This window comes from Nonomuraea sp. NPDC004354, from assembly GCF_053602555.1.
Window position 1 is genome coordinate 59,283 of record NZ_JBSGDV010000018.1, and the last position, 24,453, is coordinate 83,735.

At 72.8% G+C, this 24,453-nt stretch carries 16 protein-coding genes; 5 read left to right on the forward strand and 11 right to left on the reverse strand.

The features are described from left to right. The first annotated feature begins 4 nt into the window (after positions 1-4). Entirely contained in the window at positions 5-985 is a 981-nt protein-coding gene (locus ACWENQ_RS35935; protein WP_452418196.1) for a LysR family transcriptional regulator, read from the forward strand. 202 nt (positions 986-1,187) lie between these two features. Here ACWENQ_RS35935 and ACWENQ_RS35940 read toward each other — a convergent pair whose 3' ends face one another. The 3 genes from ACWENQ_RS35940 to ACWENQ_RS35950 all read right to left on the reverse strand — a co-directional run bounded on the left by ACWENQ_RS35940 (position 1,188) and on the right by ACWENQ_RS35950 (position 3,482). Continuing rightward, on the reverse strand, positions 1,188-2,390 hold the full coding sequence (locus ACWENQ_RS35940) for a DUF6004 family protein (RefSeq protein WP_452418197.1): 1,203 nt from the start codon (positions 2,388-2,390) through the stop codon (positions 1,188-1,190). A gap of 97 nt (positions 2,391-2,487) precedes the next feature. Then, positions 2,488-3,033 (reverse strand): GNAT family N-acetyltransferase, encoded by a 546-nt coding sequence (locus tag ACWENQ_RS35945; RefSeq protein WP_452418199.1) that lies wholly within the window; start codon positions 3,031-3,033, stop codon positions 2,488-2,490. A gap of 98 nt (positions 3,034-3,131) precedes the next feature. Beyond that, positions 3,132-3,482, reverse strand: coding sequence for an alpha/beta hydrolase family protein (locus ACWENQ_RS35950; RefSeq protein WP_452418201.1), 351 nt, complete (start codon positions 3,480-3,482; stop codon positions 3,132-3,134). Positions 3,483-3,696: 214 nt separating this feature from the next. On the opposite strand from ACWENQ_RS35950, the gene ACWENQ_RS35955 reads away from it, so the two are divergent. Beyond that, on the forward strand, positions 3,697-4,086 hold the full coding sequence (locus tag ACWENQ_RS35955; protein WP_452418202.1) for a hypothetical protein: 390 nt from the start codon (positions 3,697-3,699) through the stop codon (positions 4,084-4,086). 102 nt (positions 4,087-4,188) lie between these two features. Here ACWENQ_RS35955 and ACWENQ_RS35960 read toward each other — a convergent pair whose 3' ends face one another. Next, positions 4,189-5,121 (reverse strand): NAD-dependent epimerase/dehydratase family protein, encoded by a 933-nt coding sequence (locus ACWENQ_RS35960; RefSeq protein WP_452418204.1) that lies wholly within the window; start codon positions 5,119-5,121, stop codon positions 4,189-4,191. A 127-nt stretch (positions 5,122-5,248) separates the two neighbouring features. Continuing rightward, positions 5,249-6,271: an MASE1 domain-containing protein gene (locus ACWENQ_RS35965; RefSeq protein WP_449930295.1), complete on the reverse strand. Its 1,023-nt coding sequence runs from the start codon at positions 6,269-6,271 to the stop codon at positions 5,249-5,251. Positions 6,272-6,459: 188 nt separating this feature from the next. On the opposite strand from ACWENQ_RS35965, the gene ACWENQ_RS35970 reads away from it, so the two are divergent. The 3 genes from ACWENQ_RS35970 to ACWENQ_RS35980 are packed head-to-tail and all read left to right on the forward strand — an operon-like array spanning position 6,460 to position 7,933. Then, positions 6,460-6,870, forward strand: a complete 411-nt coding sequence (locus tag ACWENQ_RS35970; RefSeq protein ID WP_452418205.1) for an ArsR/SmtB family transcription factor — start codon at positions 6,460-6,462, stop codon at positions 6,868-6,870. Further along, the gene (locus ACWENQ_RS35975) at positions 6,867-7,583 is read left to right on the forward strand and encodes a cation transporter (RefSeq protein WP_452418207.1); all 717 of its coding nucleotides are present in this window, start codon (positions 6,867-6,869) and stop codon (positions 7,581-7,583) included. Before ACWENQ_RS35970 ends, ACWENQ_RS35975 begins: the two co-directional genes overlap by 4 nt. Further along, the gene (locus ACWENQ_RS35980) at positions 7,580-7,933 is read left to right on the forward strand and encodes a DUF3703 domain-containing protein (protein ID WP_449930289.1); all 354 of its coding nucleotides are present in this window, start codon (positions 7,580-7,582) and stop codon (positions 7,931-7,933) included. Before ACWENQ_RS35975 ends, ACWENQ_RS35980 begins: the two co-directional genes overlap by 4 nt. Before the next feature lie 82 nt (positions 7,934-8,015). Here ACWENQ_RS35980 and ACWENQ_RS35985 read toward each other — a convergent pair whose 3' ends face one another. From ACWENQ_RS35985 to ACWENQ_RS36010, 6 genes are read right to left on the reverse strand one after another with little or no spacing between them, the layout of a single operon-like run. After that, positions 8,016-13,487 (reverse strand): SDR family NAD(P)-dependent oxidoreductase, encoded by a 5,472-nt coding sequence (locus ACWENQ_RS35985; protein WP_452418208.1) that lies wholly within the window; start codon positions 13,485-13,487, stop codon positions 8,016-8,018. Further along, positions 13,484-15,190 carry a fatty acyl-AMP ligase gene (locus ACWENQ_RS35990; RefSeq protein ID WP_452418210.1) on the reverse strand — a complete coding sequence of 569 codons (1,707 nt, stop codon included), beginning with the start codon at positions 15,188-15,190 and terminating at the stop codon, positions 13,484-13,486. The genes ACWENQ_RS35985 and ACWENQ_RS35990 overlap by 4 nt, the downstream gene beginning before the upstream one ends. Beyond that, on the reverse strand, positions 15,183-16,475 hold the full coding sequence (locus ACWENQ_RS35995; RefSeq protein ID WP_452418211.1) for an LLM class flavin-dependent oxidoreductase: 1,293 nt from the start codon (positions 16,473-16,475) through the stop codon (positions 15,183-15,185). The genes ACWENQ_RS35990 and ACWENQ_RS35995 overlap by 8 nt, the downstream gene beginning before the upstream one ends. A gap of 12 nt (positions 16,476-16,487) precedes the next feature. Then, positions 16,488-19,742: a non-ribosomal peptide synthetase gene (locus ACWENQ_RS36000; RefSeq protein ID WP_452418213.1), complete on the reverse strand. Its 3,255-nt coding sequence runs from the start codon at positions 19,740-19,742 to the stop codon at positions 16,488-16,490. Next, positions 19,739-19,936, reverse strand: a complete 198-nt coding sequence (locus tag ACWENQ_RS36005; RefSeq protein WP_354915398.1) for an MbtH family protein — start codon at positions 19,934-19,936, stop codon at positions 19,739-19,741. The genes ACWENQ_RS36000 and ACWENQ_RS36005 overlap by 4 nt, the downstream gene beginning before the upstream one ends. A gap of 13 nt (positions 19,937-19,949) precedes the next feature. Beyond that, the gene (locus tag ACWENQ_RS36010) at positions 19,950-24,410 is read right to left on the reverse strand and encodes an amino acid adenylation domain-containing protein (RefSeq protein WP_452418215.1); all 4,461 of its coding nucleotides are present in this window, start codon (positions 24,408-24,410) and stop codon (positions 19,950-19,952) included. Between the last annotated feature and the right edge of the window lie 43 nt (positions 24,411-24,453).

Consider the following 24,453-nt stretch of genomic DNA (forward strand, 5'->3'; position numbering starts at 1 on the left):
CGATATGCCACAACCAGCGGTTGTCGAGCGAGGCGGGGCGGACCTCGATCTCGGCACGGTCCGCGCCTTCGTCGCCGTCACCGAGGACCGGTCCTTCAGCGAGGCCGCGGCCCGGCTGGGCATCAGCCAGCAGGCCGTCTCCAAGCGGATCGCGAAGCTGGAGTCCGACCTCGGCGTGCGGCTGTTCTTCCGGTCACGCAACGGGGCCGACCTCACCGAGGACGGCAGGACGTTCCTGCATCACGCGCGCGCCCTCGTCGGCATCGCCGACCAGGCACTCGAGGTGCTGCGCGGCCGGCGCCGGTCGCTCCGGGTCGACGTGCTGGACACCCGGCTCGGGTCCATCGACCTGATCCGGGCCTTCCACCAGACCGCCGAGGACGTCGACATCGACGTCGTCACCTCCAACGGGCTGCGATCGGCGCGCGGCGCGCTCGCCCGCGGGTCCGTCGACGCCGCCTTCGCCCGCGTCAGCGGGACGCTGGAGGAGGACCTCCGGTACGTCCCGGCCTACCTGGAACCGTTGCACCTGCTGGTGGGCCGCGACCATCCCCTCGCCGAGCGGCGGGACGTGACGATGGAACAGCTGTCGGGATCGACCGTGTGGATGCCCGGCAACGTCCCGGACAGCGAGTGGGCCGAGTTCTACCGCTTCCTCGGCGCCGCGTTCGACATCCGGATCGACGCCTCGGGGCCGGACTTCGGCTGGGAGTACTTCGTGGAGGAGATCGGCGCCGGCGAGCGCATCGGGTTTGTGGGGAAGCTGTGCCGGCTCCCCTGGCATCCGGGCACCGTCCAGGTCCCGATCGTCGAGCCCGTGCCCGTGTACCCGTGCTCGCTGCTGTGCCACCGGCAGAACCAGCACCCGGTGCTGGCCCGGCTCATCCGCTTCGTCGAGGCCACCTTCCGGCCGTTCGACCCGCGGCACCAGTGGCTGCCGGACCCCGACCGCGCCGTCATCGCCGCCGGCCCAGGACCGCGCTAGCCGGCGCCTGGGCCTGATCGCCAAGCATCCGGAGTGGCAGACGGCCCCGGCCGGCAGCCAGGCGATGGGCCGCTCAGATCACACATTGCGGCGCTGGATACACCTTCCCCGGGCACCCTGTGTGGCGTGCCCGGGGAAGGTCGACAGGACAGAGAGCAGGCTTGCCCTGATGGGCGATGGTCGCTTGCCTTGTGGCGGGGTGTCAGCTGTTGACGGCGGCGTGCTCGCCGACGATCGCTGCCCGCAGGGCGAGCCGAATGCCGGTCAGGCGCGCCTTGACCGTCCCGTCGGTGGTGACGAGCGGCGCGTCCGCGCCTTGCAGGGTCAGCTCGCTGCCGGTGAGCTCCAGGTCGGTGAGCTTGCCGCCGACGTGCACGGGATTGGCCGCGTACAGGGTGCCGTGCGGGGTGACGAGTTCGAACTCGGCGTCGAGGTGCAGCTCGCTGGGGAAGCGCACCCGGCTGAGGCTGTCCTCGGTGCCCTCGCCGAGCGTGCCGCCGGACGGCCGGGACCAGCTCGCCCGCAACATCACCCGGCCGCCGAGCGCGGGGCAGTGGCCCACCAGGGCGGCGCGAGCCAACTGGGCCAGCACCCCGGTGCCCTCGCCGTGCTTGTCGGGCCCGAACAGCAGGATTTCGGCCCCCGCCGCCTTGGCGTGGTCGCCGGCCAGTTCGACGCGCTCCGTCTTGCCGCCGACCTCGACCTCGATGGCGCCTTCCACTGACACCTGCATGATCAATGAAGGGTCGACCAGCATGAACAGGTACGGGGCCGCGCTCGGGGCGAAGAACAGTGTGGGCGTGATCCCCACTGGCTCGTTCTCGTCGTCCGCCGGGTACCACGCCTCGGGCAGGGTGGTGCCGCGCAGCACGTTCGGCGCCTGGGCGATGTCGAAAGGGCCGTCGCCGCGAGGACGGCCGAACAGGGGCCCGGTGAGCGGCTTCTTGAAGGGCGGAACATGGTCGACGATCCCGCAGAGGTTGATGACGTTGCGGTGCGCCAGCCGCAGCGTGCTGCTCTCCAGGATGCCGAAGTGCCGCAGGCGAAGCTCCGCGGGGAAGTTCTTGCCTGGCACGATTTGCCGGATGCGGCCGGTGTTGGGCAGGAACGGGTTGGCCAGCACCTGGACGCGGTCGTCGAGTTCGTAGCTGAAGCCCTTGATGCCGACCTCGGGAGCGCTGATGAGCTCCAGGTCGAACTCGGCATGGCCGTGCTCGTCCACACGGTGCTCGAAGCCGGGCATCGGCCACTTGTTGAGCTGGACGAACCCGGAGAGGCTGATCTCCTCACGGCGGCCGGCGTAGTAGTCGTCGCCGAACACCACGCTCGCGCAGGCGAGGACGTGAGGCCGGATCGGCTTGGGCTCGAGGTTCAGAGACTCATACGTCTCACGCAAAGCACTCATGCAATCACAGTACGTTACGGAATTGGCTTGATCCGGCAGGACCACCAGCCGGACATGATGACGATGACCTGTGAGGATACGGCGTCACCCCTGCGGATCAGCCGCCGTGGACGGCCTCGAACTCGCTCCGGGTGATCGCCATGACCCGCACCGGCTGCCCGTGGGCCGGGACGACCGTCTCGCGTTCCTGGCGCATGCCCAGCTTCGTCATGACGCGGGCGGACACGTGGTGATCGACGTGGCAGATGCTGATGATCCGATCCAGGCCGGCCTCGGCGAATCCGAAGCGCAGTGCCTCTCCGGCTGCCTCGGTGGCGATACCCCGGCCCCAGAATTGCCGTCCCAGCCGCCAACCGATCTCCACAGCGGGCAGCACTTCGGGTAGGAAGCCGGGGACCGTCAGCCCGGCCCAGCCGGCCAGTTGCCCGGTCTCGCGCAGTTCCACCGCGAACAATCCGAAGCCACGCTCGTCCCAGTTCCGCTCCATGAACGCGAGCGCGGCCGCGGTCTGCTCCCTGGTGCGGACCGAACCGTCGCCGATGAAGCGCATGACCTCCGGATCTCCGTCGATCACGGCCAGCGGGTCCAGATCCTCCTCACGCCAGCGGCGCAGCACCAGCCGCTCAGTTCTCAACCCCGTCACCAGTCAGTCACCTTTCAGGCAGTCGGCTCCGCAGACGCGGCGAAGGCGCCGCCGACGACAGACCCGGACACCCCCGTGCTCGCACTCTAGATGGGAGATCAACGAGCCGCCGCTCCGTGGGTGCGATCCGATGCGGGATCGACGAGCCACCGGTCGAACCACCCGCGGGTGCGCCGCAGCACGTCGAGCTGGTGGCTGCGCTCCTGGATCGCGTGGCCTTCTCTCGGATAGACGACGAACTCGTGCTCGACCCCGAACCACCGCAGCGCACGATGGAAGTACGTGGCCTGGCCGACCGGCACGTTCGTGTCGTCCTCGCCGTGCAGGATCAGCACCGGCGTGCGGATCTTCGAGGCGACCGTGTAGGCCACCCGCCGGCCGTCCGGAGAGATCACCGGGTGCAGCGGCGCGGCACCGTCCGCGATCAGCTGCGGCGTTACCTTACTCATGAGACTCGTCCCCCAGCGTCGAAGGTGCTGATCCGCCCGACGGCGATCATGCCTCAGATCCGTGACGACCGGGCATCTCCGGCAGGCCCTCCACCCGGAACGAGATCAGCACCAGATCAGCTACCAGTGATGAAAGGACCTCCGAGGGCTGCGACGTAGCCTTTCCCGGATCACCACCTTGACCGTCTCCCGCGATCTCGGCACCATGCCCGTCATGAGTGTCGGCCTCGTCATCGCGATGCCCCTCCGTCAGTGGGAGCTCGTCGACGCGTGCATGGACAACGACGCCGGCGTCGAGACGGTAGACGGCAGTCGTCAGCGGGCCGACCTCGCACGCAGCGTCCGACGGGCCGGTTGGGATCAGATCGCCAAGTGGACACCGGGCGTTCCGGACTCAGGAAAGTGGCCGCCGCCGGACGAGATCGTGAAACCCGAACTCACGATCGCCCAATGGCTTCTCACGGTTGACGTCCTCGAGCGCTGGGCGGCAACCGGTGACCGGGTGGGACATCACGACAGGGCCGCTCAGGAACGTGAGCTTCGAGATCTGATCGTTTCTCGGCTCCAGGCACACGGCGTTCAGATTCCGCCCGGTCGGCGATGACGGGTGTCGGTGAGAACGCCCCGGTGCGCCGGGAAGGCGGACCGGGGCTCGTGATCAATCACACGGACGGCCGACCACGCGCTTCGGCGTCACGACCGCGGCTCAGCTCGAAGGTGCCAGGCCGAGACCCGCCCGCAGGTCGCGGTAGGTCGGGGTCCAGCCGAGTTCTCGCGTCGCTCTGGCATGGGAGACCCGCATCGAGGTGTCGATCATCAGATGTCCCAGGTAGGGAACGGCCAGGCGCATCATCCACCGGGGCAGCGCGAGCGGCCGCGGGGTGCCGTGTGCCCGGGCGACCGCGGTGATGAAGTCACGCCAGCTCGCCGGGTGGTCGTCGACGATGTTGTAGGCCTGCCCGTCCCTGCCGCGTTCCATGGCCGCGACCGCGGCCGCCGCCGCGTCCTCCACATGGATGAACGACGTGGTTGCCGTCCTGCCCCGCGGTAGCACGGGAGCTCGCCTGCGCATCAGGTCCGCGAACATGTCGCTGAACGCGTTCCTGCCGTAGAACATCCCGTAGCGCAGGGCGATGCCCTCGATGCCGTCCGCGGCGAAGACCTGCTGCTCGGTGGCCACGCTGGCGTCCGTCACCAGATCGCCCACGTTGCCGACGCGCAGGCCGAAGACGTCGTCCTCGGTCAGGACCCGGCTGCCGTGATCGCGGTAGCCGTACCCGGTGATCAGCGACTGGGTGACGAAGCGCCGGGCGCCTGTCACGCGCGCGGCCTCGAGCAGGTGCGCGGTCCCCCTGCCGCGCAGGGCGAGGGTGGGGTCGTCGGGGCGCAGCGTGCGGCGCGCGCCGCGGAGCGCCGTGGCCTGGTGCATGACCACGTCGACGGCGCGGCCGTCCACGGCGCGCAGCAACCCGTCCCGGTCCATCACGTCGGCCACCACCGCGATCGCGCCGCGATCCGCGACGAGCCGCCCCTTGGCGGGGTCGCGGATGATCGCGGTCACCTGGTGACCCGCCGCCTCCAGCGCGGACAGCAGCGGCAGCCCGATGGCGCCGGTCGCCCCGGCGAGCAGCACCTTCATCGCGACCCTCGCTTCGCGTGGTGCTTGTGGTTCGACACCTGTCCTCCCTGTGCACATCAACGTCGGCGTGCGCCGCTCCGGTGGATGGGACGAGACAGCCCGTCCGGATGTGACAGTTCGGGACGGGTCAGCCCGGCAGCTCGCTGTCGGCGTGGCGGGTCGGTGACGAGTCCTGCTCAGGCGGGGCCGGCCACGGCTTCACGATCTGGCCGCGCTCGAGGCTGGTCGCCATGGCGACGAGCCGGGCGCAGATCTGCTCGATGTTCTGGTACGCCTGGTCGCGCTCGGCGATGATCACCGCGAGCAGCAGCGCGGTCAGCGCCGCCGACCCGTTGAAGGCCTGCAGCGTGACCATGTCGACCAGCAGATCATGGTGCGCGAACGGGCCGGTGCCGCGGGCGGCGGCGACGATCGCGACGGTGGAGACGACCAGCGCGCAGGCCGTCGCGCCCAGCAGCCTGAAGTGCAGGGCGGCCCAGATGAGGAACGGGAAGACGAGGAACAGCAGGTTGATGGAGCTGCTCGTCGCCAGCAGCGTCACCAGGAAGATGCTGACCAGCAACGCCACCGCCTCCGCCACCCGGGCCGGACTCGGGTGCCACGGCCCTTGGAAGGCCCGGTGGAGAGCGAGCAGGAACGGCGTGACCACCAGCACGCCCATGGCGTCACCCGTCCACCACACCGACCACGTCGGCCAGAACTCGCCCGGCCGTACCACGTCGGCCAGCACCAGCGTGGCGCTGCCCACCGTGGCGCTGATCAGCATCCCGGCCAGGGCGCCGAGGAACACCAGCGCGAGCGCGTCCCGCAACCGCAGCAGCGAGCTGCGGAACCCCACGCTGGTGAGCAGGAGGTAGGAGCACAGCGGGGCGAGCGTGTTACCCACGGAGATCGCCACGACCGCGGGCATCGACGGGCCGAGCGTGATGTTGACGATGAAGGCGCCCAGGGTGATCCCCGGCCACATGCGCACGCCCAGCAGCAGAAGGCACGCCAGGGCGATGCCGGTGGGTGGCCACAACGGCGTGACCTGCCCCCGGACCAGCTCTTGCTGGAGCCCCAGTTTGGCCGCCGCGACGTAGAGGCCCGCGACCAGCAGGACGCGCAGGCCCGTCGCAGCATGACCCCGGAGCCCTCCGTCGTGCCCCACGAAGCCTCACCACGCAGAAAGTCGAACAGGTCGAGGCTGCCTGCCCCACCTTATCGCTCCGCGGCTCCCGGTATAAGGCTTGACATGCCCGCCGACCTGGGACGACGCGATCACTCAGCCCACCGCGACGAAGGCCGCCGCACCTCGCAGACCTCCATATCGATCCAATTCTGGGATATCATCGCCATATGGCGATCAATGATGGTGGCCGGTGCGTCAGCGCCGACATCGCCGCGGGGATGTCCCCCGCGGCCGCGTTGTTCCACTCCCTGTCCGACGAGAACCGGCTACGCATCGTGCAGCGGCTGGCCAGAGGCGAGGCGAGGGTGGTGGACCTGACCTGCGAACTCGGCCTGGCCCAGTCCACGGTCTCCAAGCACCTGTCCTGCCTGCGCGACTGCGGCCTGGTCGACTGGCGGCCCGCGGGCCGCCAGTCGTTCTACTCCCTGACCAGGCCCGAGCTGATGGACCTGCTGGCCTCGGCCGAGCACCTGCTGGCCGCCACCGGCCACGCGGTCGCCCTGTGCCCCGTCCACGGCATCGCGGCGGACGAGCACACGGACGGGACCGATCTCGTCACGGGACAGGGCGGGTCGTGACCGCGCTGGACCTGCCCGGCCCGCACCCGGCGCGGCGCGCCGTCCTGCGGCGCCGCATCCGGCTGCTGGTCGCGGCGACGATCACCTACAACGTGATCGAGGCGGCCGTCGCCATCACGGCCGGCGGCATCGCCTCCTCGGCGGCGTTGATCGGCTTCGGTCTGGACTCGGTCGTCGAGGTCGCCTCGGCCGCGGCGGTGGCCTGGCAGTTCTCCGCCGCCGACCACGAGCGGCGGGAGCGAACCGCGCTGCGGGTCATCGCGATCTCGTTCTTCGCGCTGGCCGCCTACGTCGCCGTCGAGGCCGGGCGCGCCCTCCTCGGCGCCGAGCAGGCCGACCACTCCACGCCGGGGCTGATCCTGGCCGCGGTGTCCCTGCTGGTGATGCCGTTCCTGTCGGCCGCGCAGCGCCGGGCCGGCCGCGAGCTCGGCTCGGCCTCGGCGGTGGCCGACTCCCGGCAGACGCTGCTGTGCACCTACCTGTCCGCGGTCCTGCTCGCAGGGCTGGCGCTCAACAGCCTGTTCGGCTGGTCGTGGGCCGACCCGGTCGCCGCCCTGGTGATCGCCGGCGTGGCGGTCAGGGAAGGGCGGGCGGCCTGGCGCGGGGACGGCTGCTGCGCCGTACCGGCCACGTCGTCGCGCCGGTCGGCCGCTGCCACGTCCGTCGCCTGCGGCGATGGCTGCTGCTCGAACACCACGGAGGACACCCGATGACCGGCCGTCCGATGCCCGCTCACGTGCGGGCCGCGTACCGCGCCGAGATGAGCGCCGCCCGCGCCGCCACCGACGACGCGGCCCGATGGCGGCATCTGGAACGGGCGCACATCCTGTCGCAGCCCTGGCCGTGGCCGCACACCCGCAACCACGTGGCCATGTTCGCCCTGGCCGTCGCCCAGCGCGATCGCCGGGAGGCGTTCGGGCAGGTGATCAGGATCATCGTGGCCGCGCCCGGCTCCGCGCTGGGCCGCTATCCCGAGGGCAACACGGGCCGCGCCCGGGTCGGCCTGACCCAGCCCATGCCGATGCCTGCCGACCTCGCCGAGCTGCTGCACGCCGCCGCCTGATCGCGGGCGTCGCCGACGGCCCGCGACGGGATCGGGCCTTCCCGGTGGAGGCGCCCGATCCCGGTCGCGGGCCGCCGTCGGCTCAGGTGCTCGTGCTGTGGGCGGCCCTGCCCTGGGCCAGCAGCCGTTCGGCCTCCTCGTCGGTGAGTGATTCCAGCAGCCGGTGCATCTCCTGCTCGGCCAGCACCGCCAGGTTGGCGATGGAGAAGTCGTCGAAGGCCCGCTCCGGCGAGACGGTGACGCCCAGGGCGCGGTTGACGTCGATGAGGATCTGGTTGGCCATCACCGAGTCCCCGCCGAGCTCGAAGAATCCGTCCCGGACGCCGATGGGCTGGATGCTCATCGCCTTCTGCCAGATCGCCGCGATCTGCCGCTCCAGGTCGTTGCGCGGCGCGACGTACTCCGTCGCCAGGTCGGGCCGGTGCGAGGACTGCGTGCCGATGGACCGCAGCCGGTCCACCTCGGCCGTGGCGATCTCGGACAGGAACGACCGGCCCGTGTCGGACGGGTAGAACTGCGCCAGGTTCCGCAGGTCGAACGGCAGCACCACGGGCTGCGCGCGCTCCCCCGCCGCCAGGCTCGCGAACGCGGCCGCCCCGGCGTCGGGGAGGATGGCCCTGGCCGCGGTGCGCAGCTCGCGGTCGTTGTCGGTCTCCCAGGCGGCGGCCATGCCCGCCGCCCAGGGTCCCCAGTCGAAGCTGACCGCGGGCAGGCCTTCGGCCCTGCGGTGGTGGGCCAGGGCGTCGAGGACGGCGTTGGCCGCCGCGTACCCCGCCTGGCCCGGCGAGCCGAGCACTCCCGCGGCGCTGGAGAAGAGGGCGAACCAGTCCAGCTCGTCACCGGAGGTGAGCTCGTGCAGGTGCCGAGCGCCCGACACCTTGGGGCCGAAGACGTCCTGCACCCCGCGGGCTTCGAGGTCGAGCAGCGGGCCGTTGTGCAGCAGCCCGGCCGCGTGGACGACGCCGCGCAGCGGCCCGCCCGCCCGGGCCTGCCGCAGCGCGCCGTCGAGCTGGTGGCGGTCGGACACGTCCGCGGCCAGGACGCGCACGTCCACGCCGCGCGCCCGCCAGGCCGACACCTCGGCGCCCTCGCGTGCCGTCCTGCCGATCAGCACGAGCCGGCGGGCGCCCAGCTCGACCAGGTGCGCGGCCACCCGCAGGCCCAGCGCGCCGGTGCCGCCGGTGATGGCGTAGCCGCCGTCGGCACGGACCGTGACCGGCGGGCCCACCGGTCCGTCGTCGGGCGCGATCCGCCTGACGTACCGCAGGCCGGAGCGGTACCCGACCTCGGCGTCCGCCCATGGCGCCGCCAGTTCCTCGCGGATCGTGGACACCGGGTCCTGATCGTCGGGGTCGAGGTCGAGGCAGAGGAACTCCAGCGAGGGGTGCTCCAGCGGGATCACCTTCGCCAGCCCCCAGACGGCCGCGGCGAACGGGTCGCGCACCGGGTGCCCGCCCACGGGCTGGGCGCCGGTGGTGGCGAAGAGCACCCGCGGGGTCTGCCCGGCGATGCCGTACGACAGCGCCCGCAGCAGCAGCGCGGCCGACAGCGTCCCCGTGTCCGCGTCGGCGCCGGGCAGGTGGATCACGCCGCGCAGCGGGCCCGTGGCCGTCAGGTGGTGCACGAGCTGCCGGTAGTGGCCGGCCTGGCCCGGGTCGATCGACAGTTCCCCGGCGTCCAGCCGGAGATCTCCGGTCGTGCGGCAGATCCGGAATCCCGCCCGCTCGGCCAGCCGGTCGGCCAGCCGCTCCCCCGGCGGGGCGATCACCACCCACCCGCCGGGGAACCGGCCGGTCGGGCAGGCGGGGACGGGCCGTGGGCGCCAGGTCACCTGGTAGAGCCGGAGTCCGGGCAGGCGGGCGGCCTGCGGGTCCAGGACGGCACGCCGCAGGGTGAGCCCGGTGACGCGGGCCACCGGCGCCCCGTCCTCACCGGTCAGGTCGAGGTCCGCGGTCAGCTCCGCGCCACTCGACGCTCCGAGCGTCACGTGCACGTGGGTGGCCGCGTCCGGCTCGGCCCACCACGTCAGCTCCTCGACGGCGACGGGAAGGGCGGGGCCGCGGCCCGGGTCCACGAGCGCGGCGACCACGTGGAAGGCCGCGTCGAGCAGGCGGACGCGATCCCCGCCGCCGGAGAGCACGCCCAGCGCCTCGCCGCTCCCCTTCCACACCCGCTCGACCCCGCGGAAGGCGGGCCCGTAGTCGAGGCCGTGCCGGCGCAGCAGCTCGTACAGCTCGGCGCCCGCGACCTCGTGCGGGCAGCGTGCCCGCACGCGCGCCAGGTCCAGGGGGGCGGGGGCGGGCGCGGCGGCCACGAGACGTCCGGCCGCGTGCTCGCGCCACTGGCCGTCGTCCTCGCGGGCGTGGACGGTGACCGTCCGCCGTTCCCTGTCGAGGGTCGTCTGCAGACGGCGTCTGCCGCCCAGCACCAGCGGGCGGTGCAGGCGCAGCCCCGCCACCGCCTCGTGCCGCCCGCCCGCGCGGCGCAGCAGGTCCGCGTAGCCCGCCGCGGGGAAGACCACCTGCTCGCCGACCTTGTGGTCGGACAGGTACGGCAGCGTCACCGGGTCCAGGTCGCCCTGCCAGATCGTGTGGCCCGGCGACGTGGCCAGGTCCAGCGCGCCGCCCAGCAGCGGGTCGGCGCCGGCGCGGCGGTCGCCCGCGGGGCGGTCCAGCCAGAAGCGGCGGCGGCGCCACGGCGTGACCGGGGCGCTCACGACGGGCGAGCCGGACGGGTAGAGGCGCCGCCACCGGACGGCCGCGCCCAGCCCGAACAACGCGCCCAGCGTGCGCAGCACGGCGAGCTGTTGCCCATCGCCGTCGTCGACACAGGTCAGCACCCGTGCGCGGGTTCCGGCCAGGGCGCGCAGGGATGCCTGGAGCACCGGCTTCGGCCCGACCTCGAGCAGCACGTCCACGCCGTCGTCCAGCGCGGCGGTGACCGCGTCGGCGAACAGGACGGGCTCGCGGACCCCGCGGCCCCACCGCTCGCCGTCCGTCACCGTCACGCGGCGGCCGGTGATCGTGGAATAGAGCGGCACCTCCGGCTCGGCCGACCCGGCCGACCCGGCCTGCTCGGCGTCGAGCAGTTCGGCGGCCCGCGCCATCGACGCGGAGTGGAAGGCGTAGGCGACGGGCAGGCGCCGGGCGAAGACGCCCGCCTCGGTCAGGGCCCGCGCCACCTCCGCCAGCCTGTCGGCCGGGCCGGCCAGCACGGTGGCGGTGGGCGCGTTCACCGCGGCCACCTCGACGCCGTCCTCGCACCACCGGCGTGCCTCGGCGGCGGGCAGGCCGACGGCGAGCATGCCGCCGCCGGGTGCGGCCTCGGCCATGAGCCGCCCGCGCGCGACGGCCAGCCGCATCCCCGCCTCGAGGTCCAGTTCGCCGGCGGCCACCGCGGCGGAGATCTCGCCCACGCTGTGCCCCGCCACGGCGGCGGGCACGATGCCGTAGGAGCCGAGAAGCTCGGTCAGGGCGATCTGCACGGACACGATCAGCGGCTGGGCCACCGCGGTGTGCTCGAGGTCCACCGGCTCACCGCCGTCGAGCGCCGCTTCGATCGACCAGCCCAGCAGTTCGCGCGCCGCCTCGTCGCAGCGGCGGATCACCGAGCGGAACAGCGGCTCGCCGGTCAGGAGCGCGCGGGCCATCCCGGGCCACTGGCTGCCCTGGCCGGAGAAGACGAAGGCGACGCGCGGCGGCGCGGCGGGGACAGGGGACGCCTCCGGCCGGGCCGCGGCGACGGCCTGGCGCAGCTCGGCCGGACCGCCCGCGACCACGGCCGTCCGGTAGGGGCGGTGGTGCGTGCGCCGGGTGGCCATGGTGGCGGCCACCGCGAGGATCTCCGGCTCGTCGGCGGAGTCGATGCGGCGGGCCGTACGGGAGAGGAGTTCGGCGAGCTCGTCGTGACCGCGCGCGGTGAGGGGCAGCAGCACGGGGCCCGCGCTCGGGGCCGCCGGCGCGGTGGCGGGAGCCTCGCCGACGACGACGTGCGCGTTGGTCCCGCCGAAACCGAAGCTGCTCACGCCCGCGAGGCGACGCCCGTCCGGCCAGTTCGCCGGACCGGTGGCCACCCGGAGCCGGTGCTCGTCGAAGGGGATGCGCGGGTTGGGGGTGGAGTAGTGGAGGCTGGGCGGGATGAGGCCGTGGTGCACGGCCAGGACCGTCTTGATCAGCCCGGCCACTCCGGCCGCGGCCTCCAGATGCCCGATGTTGCCCTTGACCGAGCCGATCAGGCACTCGCCCGCCTCGGGACCGCGGGCCGCGGCGAGCGAGCCGGCCTCGATGGGGTCGCCGAGCGGGGTTCCGGTGCCGTGGCACTCCACGTACCGGGCGTCGGCGGGGGCCAGCCCGGCATCGGCGTAGGCCTCGTGCAGGACGGCGCGCTGGGCGGCCGGGTTGGGGGCGGTGAGGCCGTTGGACGCCCCGTCCTGGTTCACCGCGCTCCCCCTGAGGACGGCGTAGATCCGGTCCCCCGCGGCCAGCGCGTCCTCCAGGCGCTTGAGCACGACGACGCCGCAGCCCTCACCGCGCACGTAACCGTTGGCGGCGGCGTCGAACGGCTTGCAGCGGCCGTCGGGGGCGAGCATGCCCGCCTTGCTCAGCCCGATGGAGGGTTCCGGCTCGATCAGCGCGTTGACCCCGCAGGCGAGGGCCTGGTCGCAGTCGCCCGCCCGCAGGGCGCGGATCGCCAGGTGGGTGGCGACCAGCGAGGAGGAGCAGGCGGTGTCCACGGCGACGCTGGGGCCGTGCCAGTCGTAGAAGTACGACAACCGGTTGGCGGCGACCGCGAAGGAGTTGCCCGTGGTGGTGTGGACGCTGATGCGGTCGGGGTCGGACACCTGGCGGTGGGCGTAGTCGCCGGTGGCGATGCCGACGAAGACCCCGGTGCGTGAGCCCCTCAGGCGGCCCGGTGGGCTGCCCGCGTCCTCCATGGCGTCCCAGCTGGTCTCCAGCAGCAGGCGCTGCTGCGGGTCCATGCGCAGCGCCTCCGCCTCCGAGACGCGGAAGAAGGCCGCGTCGAAGTCGGCCAGGCCGTCCAGGAAACCGCCTCGGGTGCTGATCAGCTTTCCGGGTGCGGCCGGGTCGGGGTCGGCCACGCCGTCGGGCCACCGGTCCCGTGGTACCTCCCGCACCGCCTCGGTGCCGGTCAGCAGGAGGTTCCAGTACTGCTCGGCGTCCGCCGCGCCGGGCATGCGGCAGGCCAGCCCGACCACGGCGACCGGGCCGGGGGCCGGGCCGGGCGCGGCCGTGGCGGCGCCCCGGGGCACGGAACCGGAAGCGGGCACGGCCCAGACGGGCCGCGGCGCCGAGGCGTCCCCGCCGCCGTCGAGGCGGCTCAGGTGGGCGGCGAGCGCGGCGATCGTCGAGTGCTCGAACAGCAGGGCGGGGTCGATGAGCCGCCCCAGCCGGCGGCCCATGCGCTCGGCCAGCTCGGCGACGCGCACCGAGTCGAGGCCGTTGGCCGCGAAGGTCTGCTCGGGGTCGGCGTCCTTCCGTCTGCCCAGCTCGGCGACCTGGGTGGTGAGCCACTCCCGCAGATCATCCCGGTTCACGAGATATCACCGTCCGTGTGCAAGATCGTGATGTCTCCGTTGTGCAGCGCGTCCCTGGTCGCCGACCGGCGTGGCTTGCCGCTGGAGGTCTTGAGCACGCTGCGAGGGGGCACCAGGTACAGCCGCGAGATCGGCACCTGCTGGTCGGCGAGGACGGCCCCGGCGATCGCCGCCGCCAGGGTGCGCAGTTCCTCCGGATCCCGCGTGGTGACCTCCTGGAGCAACGCGACGCCCTCGCCGTCCGCCCCCTGGGTCGAGAACGCCACCCCGCCGCCCGGACGCAGGCGGCGGTCCACCTGCTGGGCCACCCGTTCGATGTCGTGGGGGTAGACGTTGCGGCCACGGACGATCACGACGTCCTTGCGCCTGCCGGTGACGAACAGCCGCCCGTCGCGCAGCACCCCGAGGTCGCCGGTGCGCAGGTAGCCCGCGTCCGTGGCGGGCAGCCGGGCGCCGAACGCCGCCCGGGTCTCCTCGGGCTTGCGCCAGTAGCCGTCGGCCACGCCGGGCGCCGCGACCCAGATCTCGCCCACCACGCCGTCGGGCAGCTCCCGCCCCGACCCGGGGTCCACGATCCGCACGTCGTGATCAGGGGGCAGGCCACCCGCGTCGGCCAGCTCGACCGCGCGCGGGTCGGCGGAGTCGCACTCCACCGCCTTGCCCTCGCCGAGCTCCCCGCGCAGCACATGGGCGAACCTCGGCTCGCCGCGCCGCGCGCCGGTCACGATCAGGCTCGCCTCGGCCAGGCCGTAGCAGCCGACCACCGTGCCCGGCCGCAGGCCGCTGGGCGCGAAGGCGGCCTCGAAGGCCCGCGCCACGTCCGGGTTGATGGGTTCGGCCCCGTTGAAGGCGACCTCCCAGCTGGACAGGTCGAGCCGGTCCTGCGGGATCGCGTCGGCCCGCCGGGTGCACAGGTAGTAGGCGAAGCTGGGACCGCCGCTGATCGTGCCGCCGACCCTGCTGATGAGTTCCAGCCAGCGCAGCGGCCGGTGCAGGAAGTGCATCGGGGACATCAGGTAACAGGGCATCCCGCGGAACAGCGGGTAGAGCACGGTGCCGATGAGGCCCATGTCGTGGTAGAGCGGCAGCCACGAGACCACCGTCCCGGTGGCGGGACGGCCGGTGAACCAGTCCATCGAGGCCAGGTTGCCAAGCAGGTGCCGGTGGCGCAGCACGACCCCCTTGGGCGACCCGGTCGAACCGGAGGTGTACTGAAGCATGGCCACGGTGTCCGGCCGGACCCTGGGAGCGCCCCACGCGTCCGCCGGCCGTCCGTCGGGCACCAGCCACGGCAGCCCCCGGAGCGCGTCCAGGCCCGCGGCGACCTCGGCGAGGGCGACCGTCAGCGGGGAGGCGAGCACCGCCTCGGCGCCGCAGTCGGCGGCCACCCGCGCCACGCTCGCGAGCCCGGCGTCGGGCCGCGCGGGCGCCGGCGGGTAGACGGGCACCGCGACCACGCCCGCGAACAGGCAGCCGAAGAAGGCGGCCAGGAAGTCCAGGCCGGGCTCGAAGACCAGCAGCACCCGCCCGCCCGGGGCGACGCGCTCGCCGAGCAGCGCGCCGATCGCGGCGGCCCGCTGCTCCAGCTCGCCGTACGTCATCGACCTGAGGTCCTGCTCCCCGTCCACGAGGAAGCCGTAGGCGTGTCCGTCACCGCCGGCCTGCGCACGCTCACGGACCAGCCCGACCAGGGTGTCAGCCATGACCCGGCCTCTCTCCCCCGCCCGCGCCGCCGATGTGCAGCCGCCACAGCGAGGCGGCGTCCAGCGCGCGCTGGGTGCCCACCTGCTGCACGGTGACTCCGTCGCGTTCCCACAGCCGCGGGTAGGACTCCACGACCGGGGGCGGCACGTCCTCGATGGGGGTGACCCTGTCCATCGCCTTGTCGATGTAGGGCGCCAGGTCGGCCTGCTTGGCCCGCTCGCGCTCGGCGTGCCGTTCGGCGAACTCGGGCAGCACCCGGCGACCCAGCAGTTCCAGGGACTCGCAGATGTGCTCGTGCTCGTACCGGCCGCCCTGCTGGAGCAGGATGAGCTGGTCCACCCCGGCCTCCTCCAGCCCGCGGAAGTGCTCGGCCGCCTCCTCGGGGGTGCCGACCGCCCCCAGCCCCGCCATCGGCTCGGGCTCGGTGCGCTTGAACTCCTCCCACAGGTTGGTACGGCCCGGCACGTGCGCACCGAACCGGTAGTAGTGCGCCAGCGCCCACTTGAAGAACTGCTGCCCCTCGACGCCGCGGGCGCGGGCGAGGTCGCCGTCCTCGTTGACCATGACCCCGGCCAGCATCGCGATGTTGGGGTTGACGGTCTGCCCGATGGGCTGACACTCGCGCTTGAAGGTGTCGTAGTACTCGCGCACCCAGAACCGCGCCTCCCCGGCGTCCATGAAGGAGAAGGTCAGCGCGCCCATGCCGAGCCGGGCGGCCAGCTTGAGCGTGTCGCGGTTGGTGCAGGCCACCCACAGCGGCGGGTGGGGCCGCTGGACCGGCTTGGGCACCACGTTGCGCGGCGGCATCGAGAAGTACTCACCCTGGTGGCCCGGGTACGGCTCGGCCGTCATCATCCGGGCCGCCTCGCGCACGCCTTCGGCCCACATGGCGCGTTTCTCGATGTAGTTGACCCTGAAGCCCTCCAGTTCGAGCCGGGAGCTGGACTCCCCCGTGCCCCACTCGACCCGCCCGCCGCTGACCAGGTCGAGCATGGAGATGCGCTCGGCCACCCGGGCGGGATGGTTGTAGGCGGGCGGCATGAGCGTGATGCCGTGCCCCAGCCGCATGCGCGTGGTGCGCTGGCTCACCGCCGCCAGGAACACCTCGGGCGCGGTGGAGTGGGAGTACTCCTCCAGGAAGTGGTGCTCCTGCGCCCAGGCGTACTCGATGCCCGCGGCCTCGCCCAGCTCGGCCCACTCCAGGGCGTTGGAGACCAGCTCCTGCTCGCTGTCCTGGCGCCAGGGCCGGGGCAGCTGGAGCTCGAAGAACATGCCGAACCGCATGGCTCACCTCCGTTAACTCTGTTCTCGCTCGCCGAGCAGGCCCGCGAGCAACGCGTCGAGCCGGTCCGCCGGAACCTCCTCGACCAGGGAGCGGATGCGTTCCCCTTCGTCGGCGAGCTGCCGCCGCCGGTCCAGGTCCTCCTGGATCATCCGCGCCAGGTTCTGCAGCGTCGGGGTACGGAACACCTTCTGGAGCACCAGCTCGACGTCGTAGCGGCGTTGCAGGTGCACCACCAGCTGCGCGGCGCGGATGGAGTTGCCGCCCAGGTCGAAGAAGTCGTCGTGCAGCCCGATCCGGTCCACCTCGAGGTACTCGGCGACGTGCGCGGCCAGCTCGATCTCCAGCTCCGTGCACGGCTCGACGTACGGCGTGCCGGATGTCCTTTCTCCCTGGGCGGGCGCCGGCAGCCGCGCTCTGTCGGTCTTGCCGGTCCGGGTCCTGGGCAGTTCGTCGAGCAGCACGAAGCGGTCGGGCACGAGGTAGGCGGGCAGCTGCTCGCGCAGCCGCCTGCGCACCGCGGGGATCAGCTCGGTGTCCTCGTACAGGGCCTTGTTGGTGCTGACGAGATAGGCGACCAGCAGGTCGTCCTGGACGGCGACCGCGCATTCCCGCACCCGGGGGTTGGCCTCGATGGCCGCCTCGATCTCGCCCGGCTCCACCCGGTGGCCGCGCACCTTGACCTGGTCGTCGTTGCGGCCGATGAACTGCAGGGTACCGTCGGGGCGGTAGCGGGCGTGGTCGCCGGTCCGGTAGAGACGCTCGCCCGGCACGGTGGCGAACGGGTCGGGCACGAAGCGTTCCGCCGTGGCCGCCGCCCGGCCGTGATAGCCCCTGGCCAGCGCGACCCCGCCCACGCATATCTCGCCCACCGCCCCGATCGGGACCGGCCTCAGCTCCTCGTCCAGCAGGTGCACCCGGGTGTTGGCGATGGGTTCGCCCAGCGGAACCGGGGAGTCGAGGGTGAGCGCGGCCACCGTCACCCACACCGTGGTCTCGGTGGGACCGTACTGCGTCCAGGCCGCCCGCTGGGTGGCCGCGAGCTCGGTGGCCAGCCGCCGGCTGACCCGCTCGCCGCCCACCAGCGCCGTGAGGAGCAGGTTGCCGGGGCGCAGCAGCCGCCACAGGGTCGGGGTGGCCGACAGGACCGTGACGCCGCCCTCGGCCAACGCGTTCTCCAGGCCGTCGCCGAGGTCGTCCTGATCGACCAGGTGGATCCGGCCGCCGAGCGCCAGGGTGCCGAAGATCTCGGCGATCGAGGCGTCGAAGGCGGGGCTGGCGACCGCGCCGACCACGTCGTCCGGGCCGATGCCGTGCACCTCGGACAGGGAGTGCACGTAGTTCACCGCCGCGCGATGGCTGATCTCGACGCCCTTGGGCGTGCCGGTCGACCCGGAGGTGTAGATCATGTAGGCCAGGTTCTCCGGTGCCACGGGGACGTCCGGGGGCGCGTCGTCCTCGTCCTCGTCCAGGACGAGGTCGGGCGCCGCCGTCCCGATCACGACGGTGGCGCCGCTGTCGGCCAGGACCTCGGCGCGGCGGCGCGGGCCGTGCGCCGGGTCGATCGGGACGTAGACCGCGCCCGCCCTGAGCACCCCGAGCGCGGCCACGACCAGGTCGGGCGAGCGTTCCAGGCACACCGCGACCATCGACTCCGCCCCGACGCCCAGCTGGGCCAGGCGTCGCGCGAGCCGGTTGGCCCGGCGGTCCAGCCGGCCGTACGTCAGCGCGCCGGTCACGGCGACCGCCTCCGGCCGCTCGCGGCAGTGCCGGGCGATCAGCTCGTGCAGGCACACCGGCGGCCGTTCCCGCCGCGGGCCGGTCGCCAGGCGGGCCAGCTCCCGCCGCTCCTCGGCGGAGGGCAGGTCGAGCTCGGCGATCGGCGTGTCGGGCCGCGCGAGCAGCGTCCGCACCGTCGCCACGAACCGGCGCGCCAGCAGCTCGGCGGTGTCCGGGCCGAACAGGTCCGCGCGGAACACCAGGCTGCCGTGGACGGCGGGCCGCTCCCAGAGGAAGAACTCCAGGTCGGCGCGGGCGGTACGCCAGCCGAGCTGGACCGGCTCCAACCGGAGGCCGGCGAAGTCGCTGACGGGAGAGGGCGGCTGCATCACGAACGTCACAGGGAACGGCCCGCTCGACGAGGCGTCCCTGGGCAGGTCCAGCTCCTCCACCAGCAGGTCGAAGGGCACGTGCTGGTGTTCCAGCGCCTCCAGGCAGGTCCGCCTGACGGAGGCCAGCAGCTCGTGGAAGCTCTGCCGGGTCTCCACGTCGACGCGCAGCCCCACGGTGTTGGTCAGGTTGCCGATCAGTCCCCGCGTCTCCGGCAGGTCCCGGCCCGCGACCACGCCGGCGATCGCGATGTCCCGCACCCCGGTCGTCTGCCTGAGCAGGACGGCCAGCGCGGTGAGCAGGACCATGTACGGCGTGGCGTTGGCCGCGCGCGCGGCGGCGCGGATCAGGGCGTCGTCGTCGTCGTGGAACGGCAGCGCCCGCCAGTCGCCGGCAGTGGTGAACTCCGGCGGCCGGGGCTCGTCCGCGGGTAGCCGGAGCGGGCTGATCCCGGCCAGCCGGTCGCGCCAGTACGCCAGGTCGCCGGCCTGGCCGCCGCTGCGGCGCTCGTGGGCGGCGACGTCGGCGAAGCGGATCGGCAGCACGTCGTGCACGGGGGCGCTGCCCGCGGCCCTGGCCTGGTAGGCCGACGACAGCTCCAGCAGGGCGACGGCCAGCGCCCAGCCGTCGCCGATGATGTGGTGCACGACCATGACGAGCATGTCCTGCTCGGGCAGCCGGATGAGCAGGAGGCGGGCCAGCGGGCCGCCGGCCAGGTTCATCGGCCCGTCCACCGCCGCCCTCGCCCTGCTCAGGGCCGCCTCGAGAGCCTGCGCGGCGGGCAGGTCACGCAGGTCGACGGTCTCCAGGGACGGCCTGGCCGTCTCGTCCACGATCTGGAGCGGCTCGTCGTCCACGACCCTGATCACCGTGCGCAGCGTGTCGTGCCGTGCCACCAGGTCGTCCAGTGCCCGCGCGAGCAGGGCCGGATCCAGCCGGCCGTCGAGCAGCACGCAGTGGCTGAGGTTGAAGGCGGAGGAGCCGGGGGTCAGCTGGTCCAGGAACCACAGGCGGCGCTGGGCGTACGACAGCGGCGCGGGGCCGGGACCGTGCACCGGGATGACCGGTGTCGCCGGTGCCGCGACCCTGCCCTCACGCCACTGGCGAAGCAGGGCCGCTTTGAGCTCCGACAGCTCGGAGCCCTGCTTCGCGTCGCTCACTGTGACCGCTCCCTGAGGCTGAGGGGACGAAGGTCGGTCCAGACCTGGTCGATGTGGGCCAGGCACTCGCTCCTGGTGCCGCGGTAGCCCGCCTCCCGCCACCCGGCCGGCAGGCTCCGGTCCGCCCACCAGACCGAGTACTGCTCCTCGTGGTTGACCACCACCGTGAAGGTGGCGGCGTCGATGTCGCTCATCGGTCCTCTCCTGTCAGCGCTTGCGCGGGTAACGGTCGGGCGGGTCGAGCTGGCCGTGTCTGACGAGGAAGTCCAGGCAGTCGTGCATGTACTTCTCGTTCAGCGGCGCGGGTTCCCAGCCGGTGCCCTTGATGGCCTCGAGCAGGTTGACGCACTCCAGCCGGTTGTCGATGGCGTCCTCGGTCTCCATGGTCATCTCCACGCCGGCGTCGCCGCTGGAGTAGAGCAGGAGCACGGGGACCATCGGGTAGATCGGGTGGTCGGGACCGGCGTTGATGGCCAGTTCAAGCGCCTCGTCGAACGGCACGACCTCGAAGGGGTAGCCGTAGGAGCGGATCCAGGGGTACAGCATGTTGTGGGAGATCGCGTCGGTGTTCCACAGGTGGAAGATGTTGCCCACCGACGACTCCTGCCGGGAGGCGTGCACCATGGCCGCGCTCGCGTAGTCGAGCGTGATCGCGTTCATCGACTCGGCGTAGTCGGGCAGGATGCCGAACTCGAGGAAGCCGCGCAGCGCCGTCAGGACGTAGTTCTGCGCGTGGCAGGCGCCCGTCTTGGGGTGCCCCATCATGATCGACGGCCGGAAGATCGTGATGGGCAGGCCCCGCTGCTTGGCCTTCAGGATGATCTTCTCGCTGACCCACTTGCTCTGCGGGTAGCTGAAGGGCACCTGGGGCGGCTTGCTGGGCAGCTCCACCTCGAGGAAGGGCCGGGTCATGTGGCCCGCGATGAACACGTCGATCGTGGAGACGAAGTGCACCTGCTTGGCCTTGTAGCGGGAGGCCAGGCGGAGGATCTCGACGGTGCCGTCCACGTTGGGGGCCTTGAGCGCGGAGTACGGCATGGAGAAGTTGACCAGGGCGCCGTTGTGGTAGATGACGTCCACCAGCTTGGCCAGGTCGTCGAACTGCTCGGGCGACAGCCCGAACAGCGGCCGGCCCAGGTCGCCGTTGACGGCCTTGACCCGCCGGTCGAAGCGGTCGTCCCAGGGCACCTCGTACTGCTCGCAGCTGGCCTTGAGCCGGGCCAGCCCGGCGGCCGCGTCCTTGGCCCGCACCAGGCAGTAGATGTCCGCGGTGGTCTGCGCGATGAGCTGGTCGAGCAGGAAGACGCCGAAGTAGCCGGTGCCGCCGGTGAGCAGGACCGCCCTGGGCGAGAAGATGTCGGCCAGCGGCAGGTTCTCCGCGGTGATCGACTCCTCCAGGAACGCCTCCCTGTCCAGGTCGTCGGCCGGGTCGCGGGTGGCGCGCAGTCCCTCGAAGCCCTCGCGCTCGAACAGCTCGATGCGGGAGGCCACGCCTGCCACGGTCGGGGTGCTGAACAGCGCGTGCAGCGGCAGCTCCAGCCCGTAGACCTGGGCAAGCTTGGCGCCCACCTTGGACAGCTGCAGCGAGCTGCCGCCGAAGGAGAAGAAGTCGTCGTGCAGGCCGACCCCTGGCAGCCCGAGCGCCTCCGCGAACACCTCGGCGATCTCGCGCTCGATGCGCCTGCGCGGGACGGCCTCGGTGGGCACCGTCACGGTGCGCACCTGCGGGTCGGGCAGCGCCTTGCGGTCGACCTTGCCGTGCGCGTTCAGCGGGAACCGCTCGCACACGACGATGGTGGCCGGGATCATGTAGTCGGGCAGGATCGTGCGCAGGTGCGCCGCGAGGTGCTCGGTGTCCACCTCCCGCCCGGGTTCCGCCGGGAGCACGTAGGCGATCAGCTCGTTCTCGTCGCCGGCCAGGTTGCGCCGGACGTCGACCACCGCGCTGAGCACCTCGGGGTGTCGCTGCAGCGCGTTCTCGACCTCGCTGAGCTCGATCCGGAAGCCGCGGACCTTGACCTGTGTGTCGGCCCGGCCGATGAACTCCAGCTGCCCGCCGGGCAGGTACCTGGCCAGGTCGCCGGTCCGGTAGAGCCGCCCGCCCGGGGCCGGGGAGAAGGGGTCGGGGATGAACCGGTCGGCCGTCTGGCCCGGGGCGTTCACGTATCCGCGGGCCAGGCCCTCGCCCGCGACGTGGATCTCCCCCGGCACCCCGATCGGGACCGGGTTCAGCTCCTCGTCGAGCAGGTAGATCCTGGTGTTCTGGATCGGGCGGCCGATCGGCACGCTGGCGCCGTCCTCGTCCGCCTTGGCCAGCTGCGCGGTCGCCCAGACGGTGACCTCGGTGGGCCCGTAGTCGTTGTAGAGCTTGGCCCAGGGCAGCGTCCGGTAGTGGTCGACGGCCAGCTGCGAGGGGAAGACGTCGCCTCCGGCCGAGATGTCGCGCAGCGAGATGAGCTTGCGCCCGCCCGCCGCCAGCAGCAGCTGGTAGTAGGAGGGCATGTGGGTGATGTGCGTGACCTGCTCGGCCTGCACCAGCCGGGCCAGCAGCGCCGGGTTGCCGACCTCGTCCTCGTTGGGCAGCACGATCCGGCCGCCGCTGACGAGCGTCCAGTACAGCCCGGCGGCGGAGGCGTCGAAGGTCAGGGAGACCGGGATCGCGTACGCCTCGGGGGCTGGACGGCCGTCGGCGCCGCGCGCCAGCGTGGAGTTGACGATCTGGCGGTGCGGGACCACGACGCCCTTGGGCTGCCCGGTGGAGCCCGAGGTGTAGATCACGTAGGCGACGTTGGCCGGGTCGACGTCCGCCGGCGCCAGGTCCGCGGACTCCTCGCCCACCCCGTGGACGTCGATCCACGCCTCGCCCGGCTCGGGCTGCGGCGCCGCGGCCTCGGGGTCGGTGACGACGACGATCCTGATGCCCGCGTCGGCGATCATCGCGCGGGTGCGCTCGGCCGGCTGCTCGGGGTCGAGCGGGACGTAGCCGCCGCCCGCCTTGAGCACGCCGAGGAAGGCCGCCACGGTGGCCACCCGCCTGCCGGCGACGACGCCGACCAGGGTCTCGGGGCCGACGCCCTCGGCGCGCAGGCGGTTGCCCAGCCGGCCGGCCCACTCGTCGAGCTCGCGGTAGGTCAGCCGGTCGGGTCCCGCCACCACGGCCAGCGCGTCGGGGGTGCGCGCCACCTGCTCGGCGATGAGCTCGTGCAGGCACCGGTCGCCGGGGAAGGGGCTGTCGGTGCGGTTCCACTGCTCGATCACCGTGTCCAGCTCGCGGTCGGAGAGCATGGGCAGGCGGTGGCTCGGGCTGCCGGGATCGGCCGCCGCGGCGGCCAGCAGCACCTCGATGTGGCCGAGCACCAGGTCCACGCTGTCCGGCTTGAACAGCTCGGTGCTGTAGTCGGCGTGCAGGTCGAGGCCGCCGTCGGTGCCCTCGACGAGGTGCACGCTCAGGTCGAACGCGGACAGCCCGACATCGGCCGGGGTCGCGGTCCAGGTGGCGCCGCCCGAACGCCGCGGCTCGGCCGCCTGGTGGGGGACGAACCGGACCTGGTGCAACGGCGCCCTGCCGAGGTCGGTGTCCGGCTGCACCTTGCCGACGATGTGCTCGAACGGGATCAGCTGGTGGTCGCGGCCCTTGGCCCAGGCGGCGTGGACCCTGCGGACCAGCTCCTCGAAGGTGGGCTCGTCGGCCAGGGAAGCGCGGATCACGAGCGTGTTCTCCAGCGGCGCGAGGATCTCGCTCTGCGTGTGGTCGCGCCCCGGCGCGGGGATGCCGACGGCGATGTCACGCTCGCGGGTGTAGCGGCCCAGCACCTCCGCGTAGGCGGCCAGGAGCACCGACGCCCTGCTCGCCTCGCACCGCGCGGCCAGTTCGCCGACGCCGCGCGCGGCCTGCGCGCCGAGCGTACGGCTTCGCCTGGCGCCGCGCAGGGACGGCATGCGCCCCACCGGCCTGGGGTGGTCGGTGGGCAGGTCGACGGGCGTGATCCCGGCGAGCGCCTTGGCCCAGAAGGCCAGCTGGCGGCGCGCCAGCGGGGTGCGCAGCCAGGCGCGCTGGCGGTCGACCACCTTGGCGTAGGGAATCCCGCTGGGCTGCGGCTCGGGCCGCTCGCCGCGCCGGACGGCGTCGTAGGCCTCCAGCAACTGGCCGACGATCAGGTCCATGGCGACCTCGTCGCAGACCACCTGGTGAGCCGTCAGCACCACCTCGTGCCGGTCCTCCGCGACCCTGATGGCCGCCGCCCGCAGCAGCGGCGCCGTCTCCAGGTCGAAGGGGCGGCCGGCCTCGCGGTGCCTGACCTTGCGAAGCTCCTCGGCGTCGGCGACAGAGAAGGTCTTCAGCTCCGGCGCGACGGTCCCTGCGTCGGCGACGGGCCGTACCGGCCTGCCCTCGATCGACAGGAAGCGCGCCCGCAGTTCCTCGCGCGCGTCCGTGAGCGCGGCCAGCGCCGACCGCAACGCCTCGTGGTCCAGCTCTCCGCCGACCTCGAGCACGCGGACGACGTGTGTGGGCAGCTGGGGAGCCATCTGGTGCAACACCCAGTAGCGGCGCTGCGCGGGTAGCAGGCGTTCCCCGCCCTGGTCACCGTCCTGGCCGAGGAGCTGTGCCAGGAGCGCGCGTTTGTCTTGTTCCGATAGCCGGCCGACCTCATCGGCAACTGTTGACACCGCACCGCGTCCTCTCTGTCGGGCGCAATTCATTGGACTATCC